This window comes from Ruegeria sp. HKCCD7296 (assembly GCF_013110775.1).
In the GTDB taxonomy this organism is placed as follows: domain Bacteria; phylum Pseudomonadota; class Alphaproteobacteria; order Rhodobacterales; family Rhodobacteraceae; genus Ruegeria.
On the sequence record NZ_WVRF01000004.1, the window covers coordinates 1 to 13,649 of the forward strand.

9 protein-coding genes and 1 tRNA gene are annotated in these 13,649 nt (G+C 54.8%); 9 read left to right on the forward strand and 1 reads right to left on the reverse strand.

The window, feature by feature from the left end:
• Positions 1–98 precede the first annotated feature (98 nt).
• A tRNA-Leu gene (locus GS632_RS07280) sits at positions 99–183 on the reverse strand.
• Positions 184–897: 714 nt separating this feature from the next.
• Between GS632_RS07280 and GS632_RS07285 the strand changes: the two genes are divergently transcribed.
• The 9 genes from GS632_RS07285 (at position 898) to GS632_RS07325 (ending at position 13,646) form a co-directional block, all read left to right on the forward strand.
• A complete protein-coding gene (locus GS632_RS07285) occupies positions 898–1,320 on the forward strand; it encodes a hypothetical protein (RefSeq protein WP_171177033.1) in 423 nt (140 codons plus the stop codon).
• Positions 1,321–1,322: 2 nt separating this feature from the next.
• Complete coding sequence (locus GS632_RS07290) at positions 1,323–3,335, forward strand: dynamin family protein (RefSeq protein WP_171235135.1); 2,013 nt, start codon at positions 1,323–1,325, stop codon at positions 3,333–3,335.
• Between the two features lie 8 nt (positions 3,336–3,343).
• A complete protein-coding gene (locus GS632_RS07295; RefSeq protein ID WP_171721333.1) occupies positions 3,344–5,092 on the forward strand; it encodes a dynamin family protein in 1,749 nt (582 codons plus the stop codon).
• Between the two features lie 52 nt (positions 5,093–5,144).
• The gene (locus GS632_RS07300) at positions 5,145–5,549 is read left to right on the forward strand and encodes a hypothetical protein (protein ID WP_171177021.1); all 405 of its coding nucleotides are present in this window, start codon (positions 5,145–5,147) and stop codon (positions 5,547–5,549) included.
• Between the two features lie 23 nt (positions 5,550–5,572).
• Entirely contained in the window at positions 5,573–6,445 is an 873-nt protein-coding gene (locus GS632_RS07305) for a hypothetical protein (RefSeq protein WP_171177019.1), read from the forward strand.
• 66 nt (positions 6,446–6,511) lie between these two features.
• Positions 6,512–8,554, forward strand: a complete 2,043-nt coding sequence (locus GS632_RS07310; protein WP_171177017.1) for a dynamin family protein — start codon at positions 6,512–6,514, stop codon at positions 8,552–8,554.
• Positions 8,551–9,837 carry a dynamin family protein gene (locus GS632_RS07315; protein WP_171721332.1) on the forward strand — a complete coding sequence of 429 codons (1,287 nt, stop codon included), beginning with the start codon at positions 8,551–8,553 and terminating at the stop codon, positions 9,835–9,837. Before GS632_RS07310 ends, GS632_RS07315 begins: the two co-directional genes overlap by 4 nt.
• Positions 9,838–10,178: 341 nt before the next feature.
• Positions 10,179–12,365 (forward strand): serine/threonine-protein kinase, encoded by a 2,187-nt coding sequence (locus GS632_RS07320; RefSeq protein ID WP_171721331.1) that lies wholly within the window; start codon positions 10,179–10,181, stop codon positions 12,363–12,365.
• 201 nt (positions 12,366–12,566) lie between these two features.
• Positions 12,567–13,646 (forward strand): FHA domain-containing protein, encoded by a 1,080-nt coding sequence (locus GS632_RS07325; protein ID WP_171721330.1) that lies wholly within the window; start codon positions 12,567–12,569, stop codon positions 13,644–13,646.
• Positions 13,647–13,649: the final 3 nt, after the last annotated feature.

Here is a 13,649-nt window from a genome sequence, read left to right on the forward strand (position 1 = left end):
CTCCTTGCTTTTCAGCAAGATAGGGGATTTGTCGCAACCGAGTTTAGAATGTGCCCCTTGAATGTATATGCGTGGTATAATCATGATTATGTTAAATTTGGTGCGGGTGGAGGGACTTGAACCCCCACGCCTTGCGGCGCCAGAACCTAAATCTGGTGCGTCTACCAATTTCGCCACACCCGCAACCATGCGCTTCAGCGCCGTACTGCTGCGCTCTTAACAAAGCTTGATGCCGAGTGCGAGAGGTAAAATTTACGAAACAGCAAGTTTGTTCACTTGAATGGAACTGATAGGGATTATCGGTTCTGGCCTGCGTGAAACGCGTCGTTGGTTCGGAAGACATATACCTTGATGAGGGTTGATCGCGTGCGGTTGACTCGACCAGACATCGGCATTTTTCAAAGCAAAGCTTCCACAAGTTTGCGGTGAATGGGGCACTCCGATCAATTCGCAATGCGAACGCGCTTACGTTGAGAAGACGCTCAGTCTTCCGCAAGTACGTTGTGGTTTTCGGATGTCGAAGTAGGATAAAACACACCCATGACTAGCGTATCTGGCACCGCAAAAATCGAGCGCTCGGCCACATGCTCATCCAATAAATTAGTATTTTCAATTAATTACTGAACGGCAGTTCACAGTCGACAAGCCAACCCTGCAAAATGGTCGGCAGAAGCGACTGCACCAACTGGTTGAGAGCAATATACTCGCAAAGGTTGAGGCATTCTTAGGTTGGCTCTGCCATGTTGCCGCCACATTTCAACCGCCAAAAAATCTTATTCGCGTCAAATTAAGACCGCCTTGAAGGTTCTTCTTGGTTGCAAGGAGTTAATGAGTCTTTTTCGCCAATTTGGCACCGGTACGAGTTTTCTGCTCAACTCCAGTACAAGGTTTTCTGCTGTGACCGATCTGAATTCCTCCGTTGCCGCCGAGCAAGACGCTGTCTTTTTCGCTCGCGAGAGCTTTCTTGGCGAACTCAAAACTCTGAACCGGGACTATCCAAATACGGGCTTTGGTATTTCGTTGCGCACCCATTCAGGTGAACATTATCTGCTGGCAAACGCCCGGATGCCTTTGCCGGCGGCGAAATCTCTGGGTTTCCCGACAGGGCGCCGCGTGGCGCGACTTGAGAACGGTGATCGCTTCAGCTCTATCGAAGTGCTGGCGGATTCCAAAGCCTACGAAACAATTACCCCACGTGCCGAAGCCGAGATTCTGGGCAACGCGCTGGATTTGATCGCACGTATTGACACATTGACAGGCCTACCTACGGGGCGCGTGTCGCACGAACCCCAGATTGCTGCTACGGGAACCGGAGGTTAAGCATGGCGCGCAACGATCACCTTTTGTCTGTCGGCAACGAGGCATTGGCTCCGATGACCTCTGCTATGTCGTCGCTGACGGCGCAGATCGATCAATTGACTGAGGTGGCAGATGCGCGCTCCTCGGCGCGGCTGGCCACCCTCAAGACGCGAATGGAAAATTTCACCGCCAGCATCACGATGGTGGGCCAGGTCAAGGCAGGCAAGTCGTCGATTGTTAATATTCTGGCCGGGCGCCCTGCCCTGTTACCCTCAGACGTCAACCCTTGGACGTCGGTTGTCACGACCTTGAACATCAACACGCGTCCGCCAGGCGACACCAAAGCCAAGTTCACATTCTTTGAGCAGGAAGAATGGGACAACCTGATGGTCGGCGGCGGTCGTTTGGGCGAATTGGCGAACCGAGCGGGTGCGGATGACGAGATGGACGACATCCGCCGCCAGATCGGTGACATGAAAGCCAAATCCGAAGAGCGTTTGGGCAAGCATTTCGACCTGATTCTTGGTCAGAGCCATCAGTATGATCATTTCGATGAGGAATTGATCCAACGCTATGTTTGCTTGGGCGACGAAGACGATCCGGATATCGATCCAAAAACCGGACGGTTTGCTGATGTCACGAAGTCAGCTGAGCTGTACATGGACATCCCGCAATATCCGATCGCGCTCAAGCTCTGCGACACACCCGGTGTGAACGACACATTCATGGTGCGCGAACAAATCACTCTGCGCAGTCTGCGAGGGTCTGAGGTTTGTGTCGTCGTTCTGGCCGCAAGTCAGGCGCTAACCACCATGGACATGGCTTTGATGCGCATTATTGCGCAGTTTGAGAACCGCCAGATTGTCCTGTTCGTCAACCGCATCGATGAACTTTCAGATCCAGTCAATCAAGTGCCTGAAATCCGCGACCGCATTCAGGATACGCTGAAGCAGAACAACATCGACACCAATACCAGCGTCGTGTTTGGCAGTGCTTTGTGGGCCGAAGCAGCCTTGACCGGAAACCCGGACATTCTGACCGAAGAGTCGCGTGAGGCACTGAACACGTTCTACCTGGCCGCTGGGTTCGGGGATCAGGCACCTTCACTGGATAAGATTTGGGCCTTGTCCGGCCTGCCCGATCTGCTTTTGGCCATCAATGAGCGCATTGCTGAAGGGGCCGGAGCGCGGTTGATGGATCGTGTGCGTCATCGCGCGCGCAACATCGCCAGCCAAATCCGTGCCACAGCAGTTGCAAAGAACTTGTCCGACGGTGAAGGCATTTCGAGGGATTTGGAAGGTGTATCGCCTGAAGATGCAATCAACACCGTGGCAGCGGAATATGAAAAGAAAGCGGCCGAGCTGACAAATGCCCTGCGTGACAAGGTGTTGGAACGTCTAAGCGCAGCCGAAGCCAACTTTGTCAAACGGGCAACGGATTCTTTGATCGCCCATCTTGAGAAGAACGGCGAACAAGGTACATGGCAATACGACCCGGCTGGGTTACGCACACTGCAAAAGGCAGCTTATTTCAGCTTTGCTCGCGCAATGCGTAAGGATGCTGGAGCGTTGTATGGAACCGCTGCGGCAGATGTCGAGGCGTTGTACCAAAAGATATTGGGCAACCATCTGGGCGAGTTCAGCATTGAAGCACCCATTGTGCCCCGCGTCCCGCCGCCTCTTGGCATCGGTCGGACCATTGCTCTGGATCTGCAAAGCACCTGGTGGCGGCGATGGTGGCAAAGGCGCAAAGGCTTTGAAGCCTACGCTGCGGACTACACACGTCTGATTGCATCCGAGGCCAACTCGATCACTAAAGATATCGAGGAAAACCAGATTGCCGCGGTGCTGGAAAACGTCCGCGCAACCCTGACAGACTTTATGCGCGAGCAGAAGGAAACTCTGCTGAGCATTTCGTCGACGGCCGATAAAAACGCAGGTCAAACTGCAGCGGCCATGGCGGGTTTGCAGCCCCAGAAATCCAAAGATGAGATTCTGGGTGACATCCTAAAAGATCTAAGCAACGAAGCGGCATAAGTAGAAAAATGGCAAAAGATACACAATCACGCTTTGTTTCACCGAAGACATGGGAACGTATCGAGCAGTGGTCCCGCCGTAAGCCTGTTTTCGCCCTGATGGGCGAATTCAGTGCCGGTAAGTCTACGTTGATGAATTTTCTGCTACGAACGCAGACCTTGCCCACGCAGGTTACCGCAACCCAACTGCCGCCAGTCTGGTTCAGCTGGGGTGATCGCTCACCCTATATCAAGCGCCATGACGGCTCGGTCGAGGTTATCGAACTGGACGATCTGGAATCCGTGGGCGTCAACGACGCGCAATTCATTCGGGTATTTCTGAAAGCCGATATTCTTGAGGCCGTCGATCTGATTGACACGCCCGGTATCTCGGATCCTAAAATCTCGACGGATGTCTGGCAACGGGCCGTCGGTCAGGCCAATGGGGTATTGTGGTGTACACACGCGACCCAAGCCTGGCGCGAGACTGAGCGTGCGACATGGGTATCACTGCCTGAACGTTTGCAAAACAACTCGCTGCTTTTGATCACTCGCGCGGACGCGCTGAACCTCAAGGACCGTCAAAAGGTTTTGCGTCGCGTGAATCGTGAGGCAGGTCACCTGTTCAATCGTTCTATTCTGTTTTCCGCTCGGGATGCGATTGTTGCCCGCGACAAAACCGGTGATGCTGAGATGTGGTCTCGCAGCGGTGGCGGAAAGATGATCGACAGCTTCCTGGAGATCACTGAGCAGATTATGGACAAACGTGCCGATCAGCTGGCCCGGTATCAGATCGACAAAAGCCCCTCGGACGCATCCAAGGTGCAGCCGGTGCGCCCGGCTCGGAAATCCGACAGCGAGACTCAGGCCGAAGCCGCACCTTTAAGGTTGGTCAACCCTGTGGAAGAAGAAGCGCGGCCCGAGCACGATGGCGCCGCGGTCGTCACCAGCTTTCCCGTCCGCCCCGCCCGTGTAGAGCGGCGCTCGGATGAAGCTGAACGGGTGCGGATCAATGCGGAAGAGGCCGAGCGTCTGCGCGCTGAAATGGTCTCGGACCCAGAACCGACATCAGCGGAACCCGACACAAGTGATGATCTGCGCGCTTTCTTCAAGGACACGTCTAACGATCCGTTGGAGCTGACCAATGTCGCCGGACTTGACGGCAGCGTTGATGAATTTGACTTGTCAGATGGTACCGACCTTGATGACGAGCTTGAGGATTTGGCCGACAACAGCATCGAAGTTGAAGAGACCGGTGGTGCAGCCCTTGAGATTGAGGCCTCCGAGGATGTCCTTGCATCTCTTAACACGACTCTGCGGGACGCACCGTCTAACACGCAACCTGCGGAAGACGCGGTCGACGAGTCTGATAACTCCGAAGATCGTGGAATTGAGGTTTCGGTTTCTTCCATTGCGGCGTTGATGGCAGCGCAGCCCAACGGCAGTGCCGACGATTATGAACCAGAACCCGAGACCAGCGGGCTGATCGAAGCTGCTCTGACCGATCAGGTGGATGCCATCGAGCCTAACATCTCAGTACTCGGAGAACGGCCTGAGGATGCGGATGGCTCGCCCTTGAGTGCATCGGATATGTGGCGTGAAATTGCGGACAGCGAAGATCTGCCTGACGATGCGGATGGCCTGAAGAACGTGTTCAAGGCGTTTTTGGCAGAGTTTGACCAAATCGCCATAGAAAAAAGTGAAAAGCACTCAAAGGAGACATTGCATTCCATTCCGAAAGCAAAGGAAAACAGCGCTGCAGAATGGCACGTGTTGTAGTGTCACCAGAATCGATATGACCGGCAACCTTCAATTGAAAACAATAACTTAGATGTCCATCCAAAACGCCTTAAGCACAGCGATCGAAACAATACCCGACTGCATTGCAGCCGGGTATATCGATATGGAAACCGGGATGCTGCTGGGGAGCAGCGTTTCGGAACCGGAATGCACGGAATCTTTGGACAATTTGTCGATTGCGGTTGCTAATCTCTTTCAAGGACGCGGGGTTGCCGCGTTTGAGGCGTTGTTGCGTGACGCTGGTGGCGATGATGAGGCGCAGAACACAGGATTTGGGGAAATCGCCGTGTTTTCAAAAGATCGTCTGAACATTTTCTTGCGGACGAAAGAATATCCGGACCATGTGGTCTGCTACATTTGCCGCAATAGCGCAAATGTCGGTTTGGCATTGACAAAATCACATCTCAGCCTGGGGTCGGTTGCGGCCGCAGTTTGAACGGGACCAGAGGGGGTCACGGTATGATGGACACAGACATTCTGGACATGCTTGAGGATATCGGGCGGTCCTCGGTTGCGCGGTTGTCACCTGCTGTGACAATTGCAGCGGACTCGGCTGCGGCACGGCGCGCGGCAGTCTTGCGCAGCATTCGCGGCACTATTCTGCCCCGTCGGCTGGACTTCACGGCCGCCAATGGGATGTGTCTGGCGATCGAGGTGAATAGTTCGCGGGTCACGGATATCTTCCAGGTGCCGAGCGGACCAACGCCGGATTTCGAAACGGAAAGTCGCGGCGAACTGGTCGAAAAGCTGGCTCAGTTGGTGTCAGAGATTGCAACCGCCCCTACCCCGCTTGAGCTGAAGTCAGGTAAACCGGACTCGGATCTCGAGGCGGATGATGTGGGTTTGACTTATAGTGAAATCGAGAGCGCTTGCGCTGCCATTGACTTGTCCACAGAACCGATTGTGTCCGTTGTGCCGGATTTAGAACCGTCGACAGACGACGACCCTGCACTTGCAATGAATGTTGATCCTTCAACAGAGCTTGCGCAGCGCTTTTTTGACGGTGCGGGCCGCTTTGCATCAGGCCGCGTGTTGATCGACAGCGCGGACAAGACCGGCCTGGCCTACGAAGGGTCTTGCCAGCCGTCGCAAGGCATGCATCCCGGTCCGGACGTTTTGGCCCGTTTTGCAACCGATCTTGCGGGTTGGGATAACGATACCCAGGACGAGTTCGACGGTCCCCAACTTATCGTCATACGGCCGTCTGGCGGGAAAGGCGCTGGACTGGCAGTGCTGAGCGATAGTGGTCAAATAGCTGTTGCCGCCCACGACGCGCGTAAGCTGGGGGCAGTTGTTAATCTGTGGACTTCTTTACAGGGGACTAAGGAATGATTGTCCCTGTAGGATTCAAATTTTCGATTAATTCAATCCTTTTTTGTGTGACCAAGGTAGTGAGTAATGAGTGAAACAAATCGCCGCGAGCTTATACGCATCGCAGAAGATATGCATGAAACCAGCAATGATGAAACGCGCCATTTCATTTCGCGTATCATCGGAGATCTGGCAAGCCTGAAGCCGTCAATCGCTTTTGTGGGGCAGATCAAGGCTGGGAAATCCCGTTTGATCAACGGGTTTACCGGGCAGGCTGAATACCTGCCGTCGGACGTCAACCCATGGACCACGGTAATCACCGACATGCATTTCGGGCATCCCTCTGGTCGGACTGAGGGGGCCGAGTTCCATTTCTTTGACAATCACCAGTGGCAATCTCTGATCGCCGAAGGTGAAGAGCTGCGCAATATGTTCCCCGATGACGAGGACAGCTATAAGCGCGAGATGATCGAAGAGCAGGTCGAAGCTATGAAGACCCGGGCGCGCCTGCGTTTGGGCGACAGCTATGAGCAGCTGTTGGGGCAACATCACGATCTTGAAGAACTGAACTCGGACGATCTTGCGCGCTATGTGTGCGCAGGGGATGATCCTGGCGAAGATGGCAACGTAGATCCAGGCAGTGATCGTGGACTGTACAGCGATATTACCCGCAAGGCCGAAGTTTATTTCGACATCGGGCATTTCCCGTTTCCTCTAACCGTTACGGACACTCCTGGGGTCAATGACCCCCTGCTGATCCGCGAAGAGATTTCGCGCCAATACCTGAAGGAATCAGATTTCTTCGTGGTGGTTCTGTCCGCACATCAGGCATTGTCGCGCGCGGATCTAAAACTGTTCCGGCTGATGCAAGCGCTTGAGCTTGGTCAGATCGTTGTTTTCATCAACCGCGTTGATGAGTTGGGCGGCGGCCCCGAGGACGCGGCCAAAGTGCGTTTGGATGTTCTGGACGGGTTGGAAAAGGCCCTCGGCAATGCGGACATCGACGTTCTGATGGGCAGCGCTCAATGGGCGCATTATGCGCTGACCGGTGATGAAACCGGTGTGAACCATGACGATGTTTTGGCGTGGCTGCGCGCGCATCCGGAACAGATGAAGCAATACCTGAACGGCGTGGCCGAGATCAAACAAGGCCCTGGCCCCATCAGTCGCGAGGCTGTTTTGCGTTTTGCCGCAATGATTGCTTCAGGTCTGCCAGATCTACGCAGGCATGTTACCAAGGCTTTGACAAACGGGCCCATTGACGAACAGCTTCGGATGGCCTGGCAGCATCTTGACAGTTTCGCACGCGGTGAGCTTGAGCGGTCTCAGGTTCATCTGCGGGCGCTACAAGATGAAAATAGTTCCGATGCGCGCAGCGCAGGTGACAGTGACAAATCCTTTGGTGAGCTGCGCAAACTGATAGCAGATAAGACACAGGAAATCACTCGGGACATGGATGATGTCCTTTCCAATCTACGTGGCGTGATGGATGATACAGTTGCTGAATCCGTCTCGGGCGTAGTGCGTGGGCCCAACGGTCAATCACCCCTGCTGGCCAAAGGTGGTGCGACCGAGTTGAACTTTACCCCTTTGCGCGAACACATGCGGGAACTGGTACAAGGCGCTTCTCAAGTAGTGCGCCAGCGCATGCTGAGTGAGCTTTATGCGGTCGACATGCAATGCAACGCAGCTTTGCGCGCTTTGCCGGGCTGGCAAGAACCGGTCGACAATCGCATGAACACCAGCGCTGTTCGGTGGTTCCGACCTGACACCACTGCGCTCACCCGTGGAATTACGGTTGAATTGCGTGTAAACTGGTTGTCGCGTCTGATCTCGCGCAACAGCGTTGTAACACGAGCGGAACGGATGATTGTGCAAGAGTTCGAGTTGATTGGTGACGATTTGATCGACACCACGCGTGACAACTTGCTGGAACGGTTAAATACAGTTTTGGATCATTATGTGGCCCTGTTGGCGGGTCATTTCGAACACCGCTCGGGCGCGGGTGAATTGAATGCTCAGGCCGAAGCACAAGTTGCATTCGACCGAGCGCGCCGCATTGCTTCGGACCTTGAAAGTGTCTTTGGAACCGGCCATGCGGACGAACGACAAGCAGAGGCAGCGGAATGATAGAATTTCCCGGAACCGAACAGGAAGTGCGCCAACTGGAGCGTTTTCTGACCGCGACTGAAAAACTGTCGTCTGATGACAAGTTGGAGGACATGCGCGCGCGGGCTTTGGCCCACGCCGAGCGGTTGTCCAATGCGGTCAATATCGGGTTTGCCGGGGAGTTTGGTGCAGGTAAATCAAGCCTTGCTAACATGCTGGCCGGTGCAGATATTCTTCCCACCGGTCCTCAGCATCTGAAACTGCCACTTGTCATTGTGGCCTTCGCGGAAACGCCCGAGACGACCGTGGGTTGGTGGGACAAAGAACCCAAGACCTACTCTGGAATAGCACTGGAAAAAGCCGCGGCGGATGAGCCGGATTTTATTTCGGTGGGGATCAACACGCCTGCACTGAAGGAAATCTCACTGTTTGACCTTCCCGGCTCAGGTGCTTTGGACGATACCTATAAAAAGACCCTGGACTTGCTGAAGTTCGTCGACTGCGCAATCTGGTGTTCAAACGGGACAAACGCATGGCGTGAGACAGAGCGCTACTTGTGGTCCAAAGTGCCACCTGAATTGCGCGCCAACAGTCTGCTGGCTGTGACTCACGCTGATCTGCCGCACGTGCAAGGATCATTGGACCGCGTTTTGTCTCGGCTTAACAAAGAAAAGGACGAGATGTTCTGCGAAGTAGTTCCGATCGGCACTCCTTTGGCAGTGAAGGCCATGGCTCAGGAGCCGGAGCCTGATTTTACCTTGTGGGAGACGTGCGGTGGTCAGAACCTTGCCGAACAAGTTCTGAACGTAGCGTCCAGCCGACGTCGCAGCGATCTGGACGCGGCTCGAAAGGACTTGCAACAGGAATTTCTGCCATTCCTCGAAGCGCTCCAGGGACCGGACTCAGAACCGACACCTCCCGATGCAGCAGCGATGCAATCCACGCTGGGCTCTGCCCTACCGCCTTTGAACAACCCCATTCTCGAAGACTGGCTGGCGGCAATTGCAAGCATCTATGAGGATCTGCGCGAGTCCTCGGATATAGAGCCAGTTTCGTTCCTGCAAAGTTGCCAGGAAATCGTCGAAGACTTTGCAGAAAGACTGGAGCAAGGTGGCGAGATTGACCCGGATGCAGACTGGATTCCAGCAGAGTTTGAAAAGGCCACCGACCTGCTTTTGCTGTTGCAGTTCGAAAGTGGCGATGCGCCCCTGAAGGACGCAATCAGCATATTGGTGCAGCTGGGTGACAACCTTGCATGGGCTGGTAGCACGGTCGCCGCAGCTCAATCCAAAACCGGGACCTGATAATCTCTCGTTAAGATTGAGTGCAGTTTAGCGATTCGAAGGGCCAAGGAATCGGCCCTTTATTGTTTCGAATTCGTAGACCAACCTGCGTTTTTAGGGGTGTGCGTTTTCATTACCTCTACCCAATTTATCAATATGCAGTGTTAAGGGCGCGTGGGAAACTACATGTGCTATGATCAAGAGAACGATCCATAGTGAAGCCATCAGGCGGCCCCAATAAAGTCAAATTTGAAACGTCTAACCGTTCTTAAGTGTCCTGCGGTTGTTTTTGGTTGTGAGTTCGTGGGCTGTTGGCCCTGTTAAATTTAGCCGCAAAAAACGAGTAGAACGGGCGGATTAAAATGAGCCACAACCAGGCTGTCGGTGCAACGCACGACGAACCAAAAATCGAAGGATTGCAACCGGGCGCAAAACTACTGCGCGGTCAGTATGAGATCCTCCGCTTTCTGAGCAACGGAGGATTCGGCATCACCTATCTTGCGCGCGACAGCCTGGAGCGCGACGTGGTGATCAAGGAATGCTTCCCCAGTGCCTTGTGTCGTCGCAATGGCGATCTCGTTGAACCCAACGATCCGTCCTACAAGGAAGACCTGCGCGCCATCATTGATCTGTTTATTCAGGAAGCCCGCAATCATGCGCGGCTGGTGCACCCGAATATCGTCGATGTTCATCAGGTGTTTGAAGACAACGACACCGCCTATATCGCGATGGACTTGATCCGCGGTTGCGATCTTCTGGATTATGTTGAGAATCCTGAAAACGATGCAGGCCCTGACTTTATCGTGCAAGTCACGGAAAAGATGTTGTCGGCGGTTTCGTTCATCCACCAAAGCGGGATGTTGCATCGTGACATTTCGCCGGACAACATCCTGATCGACGAGAACGACGACCCTGTCCTGATCGACTTTGGTGCGGCGCGTGAGCAGGCGGCCAACAAATCTGCGGCTCTGCTGACCCTGCGTGTCATCAAAGACGGGTATTCCCCACACGAGTTTTATGTCCGGGGTGCGGAACAGGGGCCAAGCAGTGATCTCTATGTTCTGGCGGCAACGTTGTACCACGCCATTAGTGGCGAACGCCCGGTCGACGGCCAAAGCCGGTTGAATGCCTTCAACAACGGGCAGGATGATCCGTACACCCCGCTTGCGGGCCGCTTCGAAGGATATCCTGAAGGGTTCCTCGAGGCGATTGACAAGGCCATGGAAGTTCACACCACAGATCGTTTGCAGACTGCGCTGGATTGGTTGCGCATGTTCCGCGGTCCGGGCGTGATGTTTGATACATTTGCCTATCGCCCTGTCTCGGTGATTGTGGGCATGGACCGCAAGGACAAAGAAGAAGAAAAGGCACGGATCAAGGCCGAAAGCGAAAACGCCGAGGCCGTTGTGACCGCACTTTTGGCGGGCAACCCGGATATTGTTGTTGGAAACGATGACAAAAGGAACGAAGACCTGGCCAAGATCGTCGCGAAGGAAGAAGCTCCTGTCGCCGTCGATACTGTGGTTCAAAGCGGTTCTGGCGGCAGTGGTAGGCTGATTGCCGGCGCGGCTGTGGTTGCAGTCGCATTGGCGGCTGGCGGTTACTTTGCAATGTCTGGCAACAAAACCGAAGAACAGGTTGAAGCACCAGCTACGCAAACCGCGGCAGAGGTGGAAACGGCAGATGTCCCGGCAACAGCGGTAGAAGCACCAAGCTCTGTTTCGGAAGAACAGGAAACCGAAGTCGCCTCCGCGCCGTCGCCTGATCCAACACCAGTCGCAGAAGAGCCTGTCGAGCAGGTACAAACTGAGCCTGCAGAGACTGCTGTGGCAGAAACTGCGACTGCAACCCCAGAGCCCACAGCCCCTGAAGTGGCCAAGGCTGAGGCGCAGGACCCTGCGGTTACAGAATTTGAACCCGAGGTCGCCACGTCAAGTGCCGTTCCGGCAGAGCAACAGGTGTCCTTTGCGCATTGGGATGTGGAAATCCCCTTCCAGACATCTCGTCGCCGCGCCTCAACCGGTGCGACCATCGCTATAACTGGTCTCGATCCCAATCAGGACATGAGTGTGATCGGCGAATGGGTGCAACGCGGTGCCGTGATCTTTACTTTGAACGGAAAGCCGATACGCGAGGATGCTTCTCTTGCAGCACAGGTTCTGGACAAGCTGAGCGTTGATCCCGACGGTTATACCCGCGTCGCGGCCCGCTATCGTCCAATTGGTCAGACCCGGGCGCAAAACGGTCTGCTTGCCTTGCCTGTTGAGCGTTCTGTCGGACTTAAGAACGGATTTACCTTTACTGTCAGCAGTTCTGGCAGTGAGGGCTGGCAAACCAAGGTGGACGCGACCCCATTCAGTGACGCAGGCGGTCTGCAGCGTGGCGATGTGCTTCTGAGCGAAAGCCAGTCGGGGATTGCCTTGGGCGGGTCGGAAAGCCTGGATGCCATGCTTGCAGAACTCGTCTCTGAGGGCCGACCCGAAGCGAAATTGACCGTCCTGCGTAACGGTGCTGAAGCCGCTGCAACCATGCAGCTTGCACAGGAGTAATCTGACCGGTTCGTTTGTGATCTGCCAGCGTGTGTTTGCTGAGGGTGGCATCCAGTTTGTCACCCCGGCGGGAACCGGCCCGCCGCAGAATGTACCAGTTTCCTTGAGTATCCAATGAGTGTCTCTGCGCTTTTGCGCGCGGGATAAGTAGCAGCTTACGGCACAAGATATTCGTGCCGCCAAATCGAAGGTGTCGACACCATGTTCAAATACAAAAGCCCTCTGAGCCGGCTTCTAGAAGGTGCCGGCAAATCCAAAGAAGAAGACGTTGCAGAAAACTCAGACGCGGTTGAAACCCCTGCGGTCGAAGAAGAAAAGCAAGAGCCGATTGCAGACTTCAATGCTCTGCGTGCGGCGCTGGCTGGCGGCAACATGACATCCGAGTCTTACGAGGAAACGGATGAGCTGATCCCCGAAGAGAAGATGCCTGAATTCGACGAGGTCGCGACCGAAGAGACTGTCGAGGACTCCATTTTCGTCGAAGATACCGCAATCGAACACGACGCGCCGGAAGAGTTGCTGACGGCTGAGCCTTTGGAAGAAGAGGCAGCCCTCGAAGACGAACACATCATCACTTTGCATGTTGCCGAGGACCCAGCACCGACACCGGTGGAAGAGGTTTCGGAAAACGTCGCACCCGAAGCGGTTGAATCGCCAGTTGCCGAAGCTGCGCAAGATGATCCAGTCGAAGTCGCGGAGGCCCCGGCCGAAGTTTCAGAGGCTTTGGTTGAGGTTGCAGAGGCTCCGGTTCAGGAAGCGGAAAAGGTTGAACCAGCGATTGAACCGGTTGCCGAGCCCGCACCTGCCCCTGCACCAGCGGAAGATCGCCGCTCGCGTGTCAAAACAACTTTCCTGGGTTTCGAACGTGCAGACACCCATGTGCAAGAGTTGATCGAAACCGCAGAACCCGTCGCCAAAACTGAGGCAGCGCAAGAGACATTCCCAGTCGGCTGGCTGGTTGTCACCGCGGGGCCAGGTCGGGGTGCCAGCATCACTTTGACAGAAGGCCTGATGCAGATCGGTCGTAACGATGATCAGGCTATTCAGCTGGATTTCGGCGACACAGGCATCTCGCGTTCAAACCATGCGGTTATTGCCTATGATCCGGAAGATCGTAAGTGCTACTTGGGTCACGGCGGCAAGGCCAACCTTGTGCGCTTGAACGGCAAGCCCGTACTCAGCACCGTGGCATTGTCCAGCGGGGATCTGATCCGAATTAGTGAAACATCCATCCGGTTTACGGCCTTCTGCGACGAAGGTTTTGATTGGCGGGATTCCTGATAG

Excerpts from the sequence above, each read along its gene's own strand:
- GS632_RS07290 (WP_171235135.1), top strand. The coding sequence starts at position 1,323 with ATGGCGCGCAACGATCACCTTTTGTCTGTCGGCAACGAGGCATTGGCT.
- GS632_RS07295 (WP_171721333.1), top strand. The coding sequence starts at position 3,344 with ATGGCAAAAGATACACAATCACGCTTTGTTTCACCGAAGACATGGGAA.
- GS632_RS07300 (WP_171177021.1), top strand. The coding sequence starts at position 5,145 with ATGTCCATCCAAAACGCCTTAAGCACAGCGATCGAAACAATACCCGAC.
- GS632_RS07305 (WP_171177019.1), top strand. The coding sequence starts at position 5,573 with ATGATGGACACAGACATTCTGGACATGCTTGAGGATATCGGGCGGTCC.
- GS632_RS07310 (WP_171177017.1), top strand. The coding sequence starts at position 6,512 with ATGAGTGAAACAAATCGCCGCGAGCTTATACGCATCGCAGAAGATATG.
- GS632_RS07315 (WP_171721332.1), top strand. The coding sequence starts at position 8,551 with ATGATAGAATTTCCCGGAACCGAACAGGAAGTGCGCCAACTGGAGCGT.
- GS632_RS07320 (WP_171721331.1), top strand. The coding sequence starts at position 10,179 with ATGAGCCACAACCAGGCTGTCGGTGCAACGCACGACGAACCAAAAATC.
- GS632_RS07325 (WP_171721330.1), top strand. The coding sequence starts at position 12,567 with ATGTTCAAATACAAAAGCCCTCTGAGCCGGCTTCTAGAAGGTGCCGGC.